At 59.6% G+C, this 13,051-nt stretch carries 14 protein-coding genes and 1 other annotated feature; of the genes, 8 read left to right on the plus strand and 6 right to left on the minus strand.

The genetic code is table 11. The features are described 5' to 3' along the window. Positions 1–40: 40 nt before the first annotated feature. From ACSAMM_RS01780 to pheS, 5 genes are all read right to left on the minus strand, one after another. Entirely contained in the window at positions 41–1,039 is a 999-nt protein-coding gene (locus ACSAMM_RS01780) for a GDSL-type esterase/lipase family protein (protein WP_457789346.1), read from the minus strand. Between the two features lie 158 nt (positions 1,040–1,197). Next, a complete protein-coding gene (locus ACSAMM_RS01785) occupies positions 1,198–1,506 on the minus strand; it encodes a hypothetical protein (RefSeq protein ID WP_457789348.1) in 309 nt (102 codons plus the stop codon). Between the two features lie 145 nt (positions 1,507–1,651). Continuing rightward, on the minus strand, positions 1,652–1,897 hold the full coding sequence (locus ACSAMM_RS01790; protein ID WP_457789350.1) for an IreB family regulatory phosphoprotein: 246 nt from the start codon (positions 1,895–1,897) through the stop codon (positions 1,652–1,654). A 174-nt stretch (positions 1,898–2,071) separates the two neighbouring features. Continuing rightward, positions 2,072–4,462 carry a phenylalanine--tRNA ligase subunit beta gene (gene pheT, locus ACSAMM_RS01795; protein WP_457789351.1) on the minus strand — a complete coding sequence of 797 codons (2,391 nt, stop codon included), beginning with the start codon at positions 4,460–4,462 and terminating at the stop codon, positions 2,072–2,074. A gap of 18 nt (positions 4,463–4,480) precedes the next feature. Then, positions 4,481–5,500 carry a phenylalanine--tRNA ligase subunit alpha gene (pheS, locus tag ACSAMM_RS01800; RefSeq protein WP_457789353.1) on the minus strand — a complete coding sequence of 340 codons (1,020 nt, stop codon included), beginning with the start codon at positions 5,498–5,500 and terminating at the stop codon, positions 4,481–4,483. Between the two features lie 85 nt (positions 5,501–5,585). Beyond that, positions 5,586–5,837, minus strand: a binding site (T-box leader). Positions 5,838–6,164: 327 nt separating this feature from the next. Between pheS and ACSAMM_RS01805 the strand changes: the two genes are divergently transcribed. Then, positions 6,165–7,202, plus strand: a complete 1,038-nt coding sequence (locus ACSAMM_RS01805; protein WP_457789355.1) for a 5-bromo-4-chloroindolyl phosphate hydrolysis family protein — start codon at positions 6,165–6,167, stop codon at positions 7,200–7,202. Between the two features lie 43 nt (positions 7,203–7,245). Beyond that, complete coding sequence (locus ACSAMM_RS01810) at positions 7,246–8,406, plus strand: toxic anion resistance protein (RefSeq protein WP_457789357.1); 1,161 nt, start codon at positions 7,246–7,248, stop codon at positions 8,404–8,406. A 137-nt stretch (positions 8,407–8,543) separates the two neighbouring features. Here ACSAMM_RS01810 and ACSAMM_RS01815 read toward each other — a convergent pair whose 3' ends face one another. Further along, positions 8,544–8,888 (minus strand): helix-turn-helix domain-containing protein, encoded by a 345-nt coding sequence (locus ACSAMM_RS01815; protein ID WP_457792138.1) that lies wholly within the window; start codon positions 8,886–8,888, stop codon positions 8,544–8,546. Positions 8,889–9,152: 264 nt separating this feature from the next. On the opposite strand from ACSAMM_RS01815, the gene ACSAMM_RS01820 reads away from it, so the two are divergent. The 6 genes from ACSAMM_RS01820 (at position 9,153) to ACSAMM_RS01845 (ending at position 13,043) form a co-directional block, all read left to right on the plus strand. Beyond that, complete coding sequence (locus ACSAMM_RS01820) at positions 9,153–9,323, plus strand: hypothetical protein (protein ID WP_457789359.1); 171 nt, start codon at positions 9,153–9,155, stop codon at positions 9,321–9,323. Next, positions 9,307–9,954 carry a hypothetical protein gene (locus tag ACSAMM_RS01825; RefSeq protein ID WP_457789361.1) on the plus strand — a complete coding sequence of 216 codons (648 nt, stop codon included), beginning with the start codon at positions 9,307–9,309 and terminating at the stop codon, positions 9,952–9,954. Before ACSAMM_RS01820 ends, ACSAMM_RS01825 begins: the two co-directional genes overlap by 17 nt. A gap of 69 nt (positions 9,955–10,023) precedes the next feature. Beyond that, on the plus strand, positions 10,024–10,911 hold the full coding sequence (locus ACSAMM_RS01830) for a hypothetical protein (protein ID WP_457789363.1): 888 nt from the start codon (positions 10,024–10,026) through the stop codon (positions 10,909–10,911). A 129-nt stretch (positions 10,912–11,040) separates the two neighbouring features. After that, positions 11,041–11,691: a hypothetical protein gene (locus tag ACSAMM_RS01835; RefSeq protein WP_457789365.1), complete on the plus strand. Its 651-nt coding sequence runs from the start codon at positions 11,041–11,043 to the stop codon at positions 11,689–11,691. Beyond that, positions 11,688–12,197: a signal peptidase I gene (locus ACSAMM_RS01840; RefSeq protein ID WP_457789367.1), complete on the plus strand. Its 510-nt coding sequence runs from the start codon at positions 11,688–11,690 to the stop codon at positions 12,195–12,197. Before ACSAMM_RS01835 ends, ACSAMM_RS01840 begins: the two co-directional genes overlap by 4 nt. A 297-nt stretch (positions 12,198–12,494) precedes the next feature. Then, positions 12,495–13,043 (plus strand): hypothetical protein, encoded by a 549-nt coding sequence (locus ACSAMM_RS01845; RefSeq protein WP_457789369.1) that lies wholly within the window; start codon positions 12,495–12,497, stop codon positions 13,041–13,043. Positions 13,044–13,051: the final 8 nt, after the last annotated feature.

A 13,051-nucleotide genomic window follows, 5' to 3' on the forward strand; every position in this document is an offset into this window, starting at 1 on the left:
GGCTAAGTCCGCAGGGCCGTTGTCTATGTCACAGAGGCATTCATTGCCAGCCGGTCAGCTCCGCCACCTGACGGATAAGGATATCGGCAAACCGGCGGTGAGCCTTCAAATTGGGATGTCCACAGGCGCCGACTTCGCCGGCCTCCTCGGAAATGGGCGGCATAAAGGGCAGATACACGGCGCGCTCGTCCCCGACATCCTCCAGGGCCTGCCGGGCCGCCGACTCCATGTTCGTGTTGCACATGCCGTAACCCCAGATCAGCCACGCCTCGGGATAAACACGGCGCAGCTCACGGAGAAACGCGGCGGTCTTTTCCCGGAACAGCTCCGGCTCCACCTGCCCGCTCACGTCGTTTGTGCCGGCGTTGATGACCACCACATGGGGCTGCCACTGGGAAAAATCCCATTCGTCCTGCCGATGGGGGCTGCCCCAGTGGAAAAAGACCGGGATGGGCCGATCGGTTTCTCCGTTACAGTTGCGTACGACCCCCTGCCCAGAAATGCACTCATACCGGTCATCCGCGCCGAAATGGGCGGCGGTCAGGGCGGCAGCGGTCCGGGTACCGTCCTCCTCGCTGGTGAGGAAGATCGGCGTGTTCTTCTCCGCTTCGTTGCCAAATCCGCAGGTGAGGGAGTCGCCCAGGAACTCCATTCGCCGCGAAGAGGGGGCGGGCGGCGGCAGAATGGCCGGGGAATCCCCTTCCACCGTCACGGCGCTCAGACGCACGGGGGATTCCCGCGTTTCCGAGCGCTTGCGCACCCGGAGAAGATGTTCCCCTTCCTCCAGTCCGTTCACGGTCAGAAGCTCCGTATCCATTTCGACCGGCGCGGCCAGCAGGGAGCGGCCGTCCACCGACAGATCGAAGTAGGCAGGCATATCCGGCTGTACCTCGGGGGGAAGGGTGTGAACGGAAATGCCGGTTCCCCGGAAACGGAGGGAAAATCCCGCGTTGGTCCATTCGGGCTGCAGCTCCGGCACCCATAAGATGCGGCCGTGAGTAAGGACGTGTTCGGGAGACAGAACCTGGGTCACAGTCATAACGATATCCCCTTTTGTGTTATGGATAGGTTGAGACGCTGCTTGTTGTGCAGACTTACCCTGCCAGTATAGCAGATGATTGGAGAGGGTACAAGTCCCAGTTTGGTAAAAAAAGGCGGACGGCTTAAGCCGTCCGCTCTTTGCTTGCTGGGGGCCGCTTATGCTTCCAGCGCACGTTCCAGCCAGATGACGCCAATGTCCATGGCGTTGTACAGGCCGGTTTTCTCGCTTTTTTTGAGAATGCGCTCCTTCATGCGCAGCTCCGGATCGGTGGACATGAGCTGCACCTGCACCTTGTCCGCCATGGTCATATCCCCCACCGTTTTGGTGGAGAGAATCTGAAACATTACCACACACTTGTCGGCCATGTTGCCGTAATACAGCGTATTGCCGGAGCGCACCAGCGGGCGGCCCTTATACAGCAGAAACCCGTTTTTCTTCTCTTTGGCTTTTTCCGTTGCAGCCATATATCCAACCTCCTGAAAGCCGGCGTACCGGCCATTTTGACTCACTTAACCATCAGTATACCATATTTCAGGGCTGCTGTAAAGCTTTGCCTTCTGGTTCGGGCCGAAAAAAGAACGGCACGGATACCCCGCGCCGTTCTCAGGCTCAATTATTCAGATATGAGCGAACCAGTGCGCGGAGCAACTCGTCCCGATCCAGCTTGCGGATGAGGCTGCGGGCGTTGTTGTGGGTGGTAATATACGTGGGATCCTCCGACAGGAGATATCCGACAATTTGATTGATGGGGTTATACCCTTTTTCCCGTAGAGCGTCATACACGGTGGTCAGCACCACTTTCATTTCCTGCTCTTTGTCGTCACCCAGTGAAAATGTCATCGTTTTGTCCAGCATGACGCTCCCTCCAGTCTGCCGTAGTACGCGGCATGGACATTCGTTAATATGACCGGATACGGCCGGAATTACTCGCTTGTGTCTGAAAATAAACGGAAAACAAGTCTTTCTGTTTTCCAAAACGAGTTGTCCATGTTTTTCATTATACAGCAGTCTATGCATATTTTCAAGGGATTATGAGCGGAGAATGCAACCTTTTTCATGCAGACTCTTGAAGATTTTCTTAAGCGCCGGCTCAATTTCGGCGTCGGTCAGCGTCCCTTCAGGAGAGCGGAACATCAGGCTGTACGCCACGCTCTTTTTCCCGGCGGTAATCTGCGCGCCGCGGTAAACGTCGAACAGCTGGACGCTTTCCAGATACCGGCCGCCGGCGGACCGGATGGCTTTTTCGATTTCCGCGACCGGCAGGTCATCGTCGCACAGCAGGGCCAAATCCCGTTCCACCGCCGGGAAGCGGGGAAGGGGCTTGTATACGATGGGGCCGCCGGCTGCGGCGAACAGCGCCCGAAGCTCCACCTCTGCCACATACACCCGCTCGTTCAGCCCATATTTGGCGGCCACGTCGGGATGCATCTCGCCGAGGGTGGCCAGAACAGTGTCGCCGGAGCGGGCAGAAGCCTGGCGCCCGGGATGAAGGTACGGCTCTGCCGCCACGGCGTAATCGGCCTGTACGCCGAACGCGGCGAACAGATTTTCCAGAACGCCCTTCAGGGTGAAGAAATCCTCGCCTTCGCCATACAGTCCGAGGCAGAGCACCGGGATCTCGTCCGGCTGCTCGGTCAGCGGCAGGCTCTTGGCGACGAACCGCTTACTGACCTCGAAAAAGCGGACGGCCGGGATTTTCCGGCTGGCATTGGTGGCCAGCACCGTAAGCATGCTGGTCACAAGCTGGGTGCGCAGGGTGGAGTATTCCTCTCCCAGGGGATTGAGCAGGGTGATGGCCTGCCGGCGGGGATCCTCGGCCGGCAGGTTCAGCGTTTCAATGGCTTTCCCGCTGATAAAGGAATACGTGGTGATTTCCCGCATCCGTTCGGCCACCAGCGCGGCCTTGACTTTATCGGTGTTTTTCCGTTCCGGCAGGCGTCGCCCGCGGACGATGGTCCCGCGCATGGGGGTGGCCACGATGTGATCGTAGCCGTACACCCGCATGACTTCCTCCGCCAGATCGGCGCACCCCTCCACGTCGTCCCGGAACGAGGGGACGGTGCAGGTCAGCCAGCCGTTTTCCAGCGTGGTGGTGATGCACAGGCTGTTGAGAATATCCACCATCGCGGTATAGGGCACCTCCACGCCGAGCAGGGCGTTGATGCTGTCCGCCGTGACATGGATGGTGCGGGGCTCGGGCAGACCCTGATGCCGGTCGATGGCGCCCTCCACAATGTCGCCAGCGTTTAATTCGTCGATGAGCTGGAGCGCCCGCTCCATGGCGTATTCCACCCCGGCGATGTCCACGCCCTTCTCAAAGCGGGCGCTGGATTCGGTGCGCATCCCCAGGGCGCGGGCCGTACGGCGCACGCTGTCCCGGCGGAATTTGGCGCATTCGAGGAACAGGTCGGTGGTATCGGCCTTGATTTCGCTGTTCAGCCCGCCCATGATGCCCGCCAGGCAGGAGGGCGCTTCGGCGTCGGCGATGACCAGCATGTCAGCCGTCAGGGTATGGGGTTTGCCGTCCAGGGTGGTGATGGCCTCGCCGTCCTTGGCGCGGCGCACGATGATTTTGCCCCCCCGCACATCCCGGAGATCGAAGGCGTGCATGGGCTGCCCCGTTTCCAGCATGACATAGTTGGTGATGTCCACGATGTTGTTGATGGGGCGCATCCCCGCCGCCCGCAGGCAGAGCTTCATCCACTCGGGGGATTCGGCAATCCGCAGGTTCTTCACCACCCGGCCCAGATACCGGGGGCAGAGATCGAAATCCTCCACGGTGATGTCGATGTGATCGCGGACGTCGCCCCCCTTGGCCGTATACGCGGGTACCGGGGGATGAAACTCCTTTTTCAGCGCCACCGCCACCTCGCGGGCCACGCCCAGCACGCTCTGGCAGTCGGGCCGGTTGGCGGTGATTTTAAAATCGATGACCGTGTCGTTCAGGTGCAGCACCTCGCGCATGTCGGTGCCGGGCGTCCAGTCGCCCTGCAGGATGAGAATGCCGTGCACCTCCGCGCCGGGATAGTCGCCTTCCTTCAGGCAGAGCTCCTCCCCGGAGCAGAGCATCCCGTTGGAGGCCACACCCCGCAGCTTGCCCTTTTTGATATGCATCCCGTTGGGCAGGTGGGAGTCGTGAAGGGAGGCGGGCACCAGGGCCCCCTCAAACACGTTGTCCGCGCCGGTGACGATCTGCACCGGTTCGTCCTGGCCAATGTCGATTTGGCAGATCTGCAGCTTGTCGGCGTCCGGATGCTTCTCCAGCTTGACGATCCGGCCTACCACCACCCGGCTCATGGTGGCGGACAAATCCTCGATGCTTTCCACCTCGAAACCGCTCATCACCATTTTATCACACAGCTCCTGCACCGGCACGTCGATGTCCACGTACCGCTTGAGCCAGCTCAAAGATATATTCATACTCGCTTTTCTCCCTTCTTAGAACTGCTCCAGAAAACGCTGATCGTTTTCAAACAGCAGGCGGATGTCGCTGATTTTGTATTTGGTAATGGTCAGCCGATCCAGGCCGATGCCGAAAGCAAAGCCGGAATACACCTCCGGGTCGATGCCGCATCCGGCCAATACGCGGGGATGCACCATCCCCGCGCCGAGGATTTCGATCCAGCCGCTGCCCTTGCACACGCGGCAGCCCTTGCCGCCGCACTCGGAGCAGGACACGTCCACCTCCACGCTCGGTTCGGTGAAGGGGAAGAAGGAGGGGCGGAATTTCACCTTGGTTTCCGGCCCGTAAATTTCGTGGGCGAACTGTTCGAGGATCCCCTTGAGGTCGCACATGGTGATGCCCTTGTCCACCACCAGCCCTTCCATCTGATGGAACACCGGGGAATGGGTGGCGTCCACCTCGTCAGCGCGGAACACCCGGCCGGGGCAGACAATCCGGATGGGGGGCTTGCGGGCTTCCATGGTGCGGATCTGCGCCGACGAGGTCTGGGAACGCAGCAGGAGATTATCCGACAGATAGAAGGTGTCCTGCATATCCCGGGCGGGGTGATCCTTGGGTACGTTCAGCGCCTCGAAGATGTAGTGATCCGTTTCCACCTCCGGGCCGTCCACCACGTCGAAGCCCATGGACTGGAAGATGTCGAGCATATCCTCGAGCACCGCGTTGAGGGGGTGAAGCCCCCCCGCCTTGGAGGCCTTGCCGGGCATGGTCACGTCCAGCTTTTCCTCCTCCAGACGCTTGAGCTTGACAGCCTCCCGGATAGCGGCCTCCCGGCCGGCCAGAGCCTCCTCCAGCTTTTGGCGCAGCTCGTTGACCATCTGCCCCACCCGGGGGCGCTCCTCCGCCGGAAGACCGCCCATGCCGCGCAGTATTTCGGTCAGCGTGCCTTTTTTGCCCATGACGCGGATGCGGAATTCTTCCAGATCCTTGGGCGCGTTCAGGTTTTCCAGTTCCTGCAGGGCCTTTTCCCGCAGGGCGTCGAGTTTCTCTTTCATTGCGTCATAACCTGCCTTTCTCTGTTGTGGGGCCGCCCGGATGGCGTCCGGTTTTCCGGGGGAAATAAAAAAGTCTTCGCCCCTGAAAAGGGACGAAGACACTCTCTCCGTGGTACCACCCTGCTTTTTGCCCGAAGCAAACACTTCTGCGGCCGGTAACGGGGCCTGCCGTCGCCGCCTACCGCGCCGCGGAAGACCGGGCGTTTGAGCGGCGCCGCTCCGGAGTGAACTTCAGCCGTTCGCTGCCACAGGGCGCTTTCAGCTGCGGCGTACTGCCGCAGCGCCCCTCTCTGCGGTGGAAGAAAAAACGGCTTACTCTCTCCATCACTGCGTTATTGTAGTTTAGTATAGCACAAAGAAAAGAAAAATCAAGAGAGTTTCCGCTTTTTTACGCATCTTCCCGCCGAAAACGGTCTAATACGGACCAACCCTCTTCTATGATGCCGACTGGAGAGCCAAGAGGGACTTTCCCTTTTATTGCAGAGAATTTCCGGCGGCTTGGCAACCGTCCCTTAAGGGAAAATTCATCGGATTCTTTCTTGACAGAGGCTGTAAAGTTTCGTACAATGAATAGGAATACCAGGCCGATACGACAGGGGCATTTCCCTGGCTTTTTTAAGAATACCGCCGCCGGATGCGGCATAAGAAGGGAGGTTTGCCGCTGATGAATACGTATCCCCCTTACCCGCCCGGGCAGCAGCCGCAGAACGGACAGAACCCGGTTCAGCCCGCGGGGGCGCAGCCCGTGCCGCCGGCCCAGCCGAACGGCCAGTGGCAGACACCGCCATACGGCTATACCCAGAACACCCCGCCCTATGCGCCGCCCGCCCGGCAGCCGCAGGCTCCGCCGGCGTATACTCCGCGGCCCTATCAGCAGCCCGCGCCGGTCGTGCTTCGTCCCATGGTGACCCAGCAGGCCGCGCCGCCCATGGCCATGAAATGGGTGAAGAAGAAATCCAAGGCGCCCTTTTTCCTGGTGGGGCTGTGGTGGCTGCTGTACGCGCTGTTCCTGCCCCTGTACCGCTGGCAGGATTTTGCCCTGTGCGCCGCGGCTTCGCTGATCCTGTTCATCGTTTCCCGTTTGCTCATTGCGGATAAGACCGTGGCCGTGCGGATGACGCCGAAGGATTTGGCGGAGCTGGAAGCGCAGAAGCGGCTGGAGCAGGAGGAGGCGCGGCGCCGGGAACAGGAAGCCCTGGCGGCGCAGGAGAAATCCTCCGTGATCCCCAAGGAGGCGCGGGAGTACCTGCAGCAGATGCGGCAGGCCGACGTGGCCATCCAGGATGAGGCGGTTTCCGCGAAAATTCGGATACTCGAGGCTCGAACCAATCAGATTTTCCAGGTGGTTTCTGAAAATCCGGATAAGCTCCCGGCTATCCGCAAGTTTATGCAGTATTATCTTCCCACCCTGCTCAAGCTCCTGCGTTCCTACGATCATATGGAGGAACAGGGCATCCGGGGTGAAAACATCCGCCGCACCATGCAGGAGATCGAAACGGTGCTGGACACGGTGGTGGAGGCTTTCAATAAGCAGCTGGATAACCTGTTCCAGGAGGAAGCGCTGGATATATCCAGCGATATCCAGGTGCTGGAAAATATGATGTCCCAGGAGGGGCTGCTGCAAAGAGATGTGTTTTCCGCCCCGGTGGATACGGGCGCGCCGTTGAGGCAAATCCCGGGCGGACCGGAGCAAACGGAATGAAAAACCGGTAGTTTCAAGAGAATAGAAAGGTTTGGTGCAGAATATGGCTGACGAATTGATGAATCTTCCCCCCGCGGACGCGGCCCCGGTGCTGACGCTGGATCCCATGACCACTCAGGCGCCGGTGATGGCGGAGCTGGCGCCCAAGCCGGAGGAAATTCCCGAGGATTTGAGCGAGAATAATCTGACGCCCGAGGAAAAAAAGATGGTGGAGGACTTTGCCAAGACCATCGATGTGACCAACAGCAACGTGATTCTCACCTACGGCGCGGCGGCCCAGCAGAAGATCGCCGGCTTTTCTGAATCCGCCCTCAAAAGCGTGCGCACCAAGGACATGGGCGAGATCGGGGAGATGGTGTCCAATCTGGTGACCGAACTGCGGGCCTTTTCTCCCGAGGAAGAATCCAAGGGCGGTTTTTTCAGCCTGTTTAAAAAACCGGCCAATAAAATTGCGGCGATGAAATCCAAATACGACAAGGCGGAGACCAGCGTGGACAAAATCTGCGCCCAGCTGGAGGCCCATCAGATTCAGCTGATGAAGGACGTGGCCATGCTGGATCAGATGTATCAGGTCAACCTGAACTATTTCAAGGAGCTGTCCATGTACATCCTCGCGGGCAAGCGCCGCCTCAACGAGGTGCGCACCACTATCCTGCCTGAGCTGATGGAAAAGGCGCGGCAGTCCGGCCTGCCGGAGGACGCCCAGGCGGCCAACGATATGGACGCGCTGTGCAACCGCTTTGAAAAGAAAATTCACGATCTGGAGCTGACCCGGGTCATTTCCATCCAAATGGCGCCGCAGATCCGGCTGGTGCAGGGCAACGACACCCTGATGACCGAGAAAATCCAATCCACCATTGTCAACACCATTCCGCTTTGGAAAAGCCAGATGGTGCTGGCCCTGGGCCTGTCCCACTCGCTGGACGCCATGGAAGCGCAGCGGAAGGTCACCGATTTGACCAATGACCTGCTGAAAAAGAACGCCGACGCCCTCAAAACCGCCACCGTGGAAACGGCCAAGGAGTCGGAGCGGGGCATTGTGGACATCGAGACCCTCCAGCATACCAATGAGAGCCTGATCAGCACCCTGGACGAGGTGATGCGCATTCAGGAAGAGGGGCGGCAGAAGCGCCGGGACGCCGAGGCCGAGCTGGGCCGCATGGAAGGCGAGCTCAAGCAAAAGCTGCTGGAACTGCGGAAATAAACGGCGGAGCAATCGAATACGGGCGGGGAAGACGAGCAGTCTTCCCCGCTTTTTTACAGCGGGAGGCAGGCATATCGAACGGTATGCCTGCCTCTATTTATTTTCGAATTATATTGGGAAAAATTGGATCAAACAAATTATTTAGTCCGTCGGTAGGCGTCCGCTTTATCCTGCAGTTCCAGCAGATTCTGCAGTTCTTTAAGCACATACTCCTTAAATTCGGGACGAAGCTGACCGAATAGATGTTTCAGCTGTTCCAGCTCCTGCTCCAATTCCTGCTCGAACATGCTGCCTTCGCCGTTCCGCAGCCAATCTTCCCGCACATGAAACGTGGCGCATATCAACATAACCATGCGATCATTTACAGTCCGTTTTCCCAATTCGATTCCCGCAATATAGCCGTTGGAAACCGCAATCGCCTTGGCGAATTTCGCCTGCGACAGCTGTAAGGATTGACGGAGTTCCTTAATCCGCAGATTAATAGACGTAACATCACCTTCTTAATCAGTCATTTACTTGTCGGGCGGAAAAAGCGGCCCCGCGGAAAAACGCGTTTGGTACCTTAGGGTTTCCCGCAGACGTTCAGATTTATTCTTTATAAAGATACCATAGCCTCGTTGACAAAGCAAGCGTCCCACGTGCTTGCCTCTCATAAAAGAGGGCAATTATATTCTTGACATTTTTACTATGTTATGATATATTGCTTACATAGTTAGTAACCCGATTGAAATAAGAGGGTGAGAAGCATGATGAACGCTCCCAGGCAAACAGACAAGCTCTGCGCGGGATTCTGCCGGCTGGGCACGGAGAATAAGCGGCTGCTGCTCGCCGTCGCCAAGGCGATGCTGTATGCGCAGTCGGCCGCCGATAAGAAGCCCTCATCCGGAAAGGAGCCGCCGCGTGAAAAAAGCGCTTGACTGGTTCCGGCGCGTATGGAGCAGAATCGCCGCGCCGGAAGCTGCTTCAAAAAAGCGCTGGCGGCGCTGGCTGCCGACGGCTTTGGGGCTCGTGCTGTGCGTCGTTCTGCTGCCCGTCCTCGTCATCAATCTGCTCCTGCTGGTAGACGGCGCCCTGCATCCGAACCAGGTTCCATCGGTTTTCAGCGTGGCGCCGGTGGTCATACAAAGCGATGCCATGCAGCCGTCCTTCGGCGTCAACGATTTGGCCTTGGTGATCCGGGTGGAACCCTCCACGCTGCAGGAGGGAGAGGTCATCGCCTACCGGATGGCCGATCGGCTGTTGTTCGGCCGCATCACGGCCCGGTCGATAGGCAACGACGGCGGCGCGCAGTTCTTTGTCAAAGCGGACAGCGCCAGTGCCGAAGCGATTTATCCCGTCACCGGCGAACAGGTGATAGGCCGTTATCGGATGCGGTTGAGGGGTATGGGCGGCGTGGCTCTGTTCCTTCAATCGCCGGCGGGCATCTTCTGCTTTCTCATCCTTCCTTTTCTCTTGCTGCTGGGGTGGGATGTCCTGCGAAAACACCTGCGCGGCCGCAAAAAAGCCGGCGATACTCTCACGGACTCCCCGCCGCCGGCCGAACCTTGACCCGAACGCTGGTGCCGGCCACACGGCTATCAGTATAGGTATATACAATCTGAAACGGAGGACTGACCTATGGAAACCAAACGCAATCCCCTGCCCCGTCTCGGCGCGGCGGTTCTGGTTTTGACCCTGGCGACCACAGCCTTGCTCAGCGGAACCATGGCCAAGTATACCAGCACCGTCAGCGGCACCGATACCGCCCGAGTGGCGAAATTCGACTACACCGTGCACCAAAACGAGGAAACCGTCCAGCTGCTGGAAACGGCCACGCCCCTGGACATCTTCGGGACGTCTGCCGACGATACCGGCGTCATGGGCGCGGACGACACCAACGAGCAGAAGCTGGTGGCCCCCGGTATGGAAGGCTATTTCGGCTTTACCTTCACCAACAAGAGTGAAGTGGCCGTTCAGGCGACGTTCGACAGCCTCGGCTATGAAAACGAAAACGGCCTGCCGCTGATTTACTATTTCAACGGCGGCTATTACAGCGATTTGTATGACGGCGCCTATGGGGCGTACACCTTCTTCCGCCACGAAGGCGATGAAACCGGCGTCATCCTGGACGGCGACATGGACGATTTGCTGGCCGCGCTCAACGGCTATCAAAATATGGCGGCTGTCGCCGGGGAGCCGGGCGGCGTCAGCCGGGAGGCCGCATCCTTCCTCGCGCCGACGGATAAGGTGACCTATACCCAAGCCTCCGTCCAGCTGAACTGGTTCTGGGCTTATGAGGCCCGGTTGACCACGGACGATCCCTCCTCCCAGCCGCTCCTGATGGACGCCTATGATACCGCGCTGGGAGAGAACGGTACGTATATGGTCACCATGGCTCCCGTGGTGCGCATGACGCAGATCGATACATATAACACGGACGGCATCACCGCCGACGCGGCGGGTGCTCAGACTTGGGCGGACGGCTACGCGCCCGCTTATCCGGATATTCCCACAGTCTCCGGCTGAGCAAGCGGTTGAATTGCGCGCACGTGTGGCCGTGCCTCGGAGGCTGAACATATCGTTCAGCCTCTGTCGGAGAACACGGGCGGCTGCGTTTTCCGACAGAGGCTGAAAAGAAAACGAGGGATCCTATCGATGAAGGAGAAAATGTGGATAGCGGCGGTGAGCCTGGCGCTCCTGCTGACGGGCGGCGCTTTTTCCGCGGCGGCGGAGAGCGGCGCGGTGGCGGTCGCGCCGGACAAGGCGGCGGACGGCTTATCTGTGACGGAGAACGGCGTCAGCTGGACACAAATGGATTATTTGAATATTTTCAACAACCCGGCGTATAACGGTGAAAAAATCGTGGTTCCCGGCCAGTCCGGCCAATACGTCTTCACGGTGGAAAACCATACCGCGTACATACTGGATTACGATGTGGCTGTATCGGAAGTCAACCGTTGGGAGCTTCCCATGGTCTGCCGACTGCGCAGTGAAAAAGGCTATACCGGCGGCGAAGAGTGGGGTTCCCCGGAGACGCTGGCCGTCCGCGCCGGCCAATTGCCGGCGGGCGGAAAGGAAACATATACGCTCGAATGGCAGTGGCTCTCCGTGTCGGATGAACAGGACACGCTGTTGGGAGTGGGAGAGGATGTTCAGTATACCATTCGCCTGGATATCACCGCCGAGCAGAACGGTCCCGCCCCTGCCACGGGCGGCCCGGAGCCGTCTCTTCTGGCCGCCATGACGGCAGGGCTGACGGCGGCGGTGTGCCTCCTGCTGTTCCGGCGTAAACGGCGGCGGGAATGAAACGGCTGATAGCCGGCATCCGGGCGATCTGCACGGGATTGCTTGTCCTGCTGCTGGTCTTTAGCGTGTTCAGCCTGGCGGTTTCCCTGCGGGGAACGGGCCCGCCGAAGCTGCTGGGGTTCACCGGGGCGGCGGTTCTGTCCGGCAGCATGGAACCCTATATGAAAACCGGCGATTTTATCCTCGTGCGGGAACAAGCGGATTACGCCGTCGGCGATGTCGTCCTGTTTCATGACGGCGGCTCGCTGGTTACCCACCGGATTACCCGCCGGACCGCCGCCGGCTTTGTCACCAAAGGGGATGCCAACAACGCGGAGGATGTGTCCCCCGTGCCGCCGGACGTGGTGGAGGGCCGGGTGGTGGCGGTTATTCCGCGGCTGGGCGCTGTTCTGTCCTTCTTCAAGTCGCCGCCGGGTCTGCTGCTTTTGCTGGCGGCCGGCATCCTCCTCTACGTATACCCTTCGCTGATACACGCCTTGAAACGACTTCGCCAATCGATAAGGTGAGGAGGAGCGAACAACCTCCGATTTTTGGGGCTGAGCGAGCGCCCACAGCGGCGTTGGCCTCCCTTGCCATGCGACAGCATGGCGCGATCGGCCGCCTTGCTGTGACCCCTCGCTCAGCCCCAAAAATTCTTTGACCTCAGCTGGCGTATTTTGTCATTCGGCAAGGCAGAGGACGACGGTGGGCTGGCGCCCACCTAGGACGATAACGCGGCGGGATGGCAAAATACACCGGCTGAGGCGGGGTGGGTTCGCTCCCCCTCACCTTAACCTCCCGGTTCAAAACGAAGGAGACAGACCATGATGAGACGTGAGAAACTGTGGCGGCACACCGGCTGGCGCGCGTGCCTGCTGCTGACCCTGTGCAGCCTGCTGGCCGTGCCGGCCGCCACGTGGGGCCGGTATGACACGCTTGCCAGCGGAACCGACAGCGCGCGGGTCGCCCGGCCCGTCGTTGTCCTCACCGATACAGCGGCTGGCGCGCCCTTATCGGTCAACGAAGTCGGCACCTATGCGTTTGCCGTTTCCAACACCGAGGCGGGTAAAATCAACGAGACGGCCATGGCCTATCGGATTACAGCGCATGTGTTCACGGACGGGCAGCCCTATGCGGGGCGATTGACATGGAGCCTATACACCGGCGGCTCCCCCGAACGGAAGTCGGCGCGGTTGCTGGCGGGAACGCCGGTAAAAGAGGCGCTGACAGCCGGAACACACATCCTAGCGGAGGGGCAGCCCTTGCCGGCGGGGGAAAACCGTACGGTGTATTATTGGCTGGACTATGTGCCGGACACACCGGGCAGGTTCGATATACAGGTGAGCATAACCGCCGTGCAGGCGGATACATAAGGTGGTGA

Source organism: Anaeromassilibacillus sp. SJQ-5, from assembly GCF_054108045.1.

Bases quoted from the DNA above. Each gene is read 5' to 3' on its own strand.
- ACSAMM_RS01780 (WP_457789346.1), bottom strand. From the start codon at position 1,039: ATGACTGTGACCCAGGTTCTGTCTCCCGAACACGTCCTTACTCACGGC.
- ACSAMM_RS01785 (WP_457789348.1), bottom strand. From the start codon at position 1,506: ATGGCTGCAACGGAAAAAGCCAAAGAGAAGAAAAACGGGTTTCTGCTG.
- ACSAMM_RS01790 (WP_457789350.1), bottom strand. From the start codon at position 1,897: ATGCTGGACAAAACGATGACATTTTCACTGGGTGACGACAAAGAGCAG.
- pheT (WP_457789351.1), bottom strand. From the start codon at position 4,462: ATGAATATATCTTTGAGCTGGCTCAAGCGGTACGTGGACATCGACGTG.
- pheS (WP_457789353.1), bottom strand. From the start codon at position 5,500: ATGAAAGAGAAACTCGACGCCCTGCGGGAAAAGGCCCTGCAGGAACTG.
- ACSAMM_RS01805 (WP_457789355.1), top strand. From the start codon at position 6,165: ATGAATACGTATCCCCCTTACCCGCCCGGGCAGCAGCCGCAGAACGGA.
- ACSAMM_RS01810 (WP_457789357.1), top strand. From the start codon at position 7,246: ATGGCTGACGAATTGATGAATCTTCCCCCCGCGGACGCGGCCCCGGTG.
- ACSAMM_RS01820 (WP_457789359.1), top strand. From the start codon at position 9,153: ATGATGAACGCTCCCAGGCAAACAGACAAGCTCTGCGCGGGATTCTGC.
- ACSAMM_RS01830 (WP_457789363.1), top strand. From the start codon at position 10,024: ATGGAAACCAAACGCAATCCCCTGCCCCGTCTCGGCGCGGCGGTTCTG.
- ACSAMM_RS01835 (WP_457789365.1), top strand. From the start codon at position 11,041: ATGAAGGAGAAAATGTGGATAGCGGCGGTGAGCCTGGCGCTCCTGCTG.
- ACSAMM_RS01840 (WP_457789367.1), top strand. From the start codon at position 11,688: ATGAAACGGCTGATAGCCGGCATCCGGGCGATCTGCACGGGATTGCTT.
- ACSAMM_RS01845 (WP_457789369.1), top strand. From the start codon at position 12,495: ATGATGAGACGTGAGAAACTGTGGCGGCACACCGGCTGGCGCGCGTGC.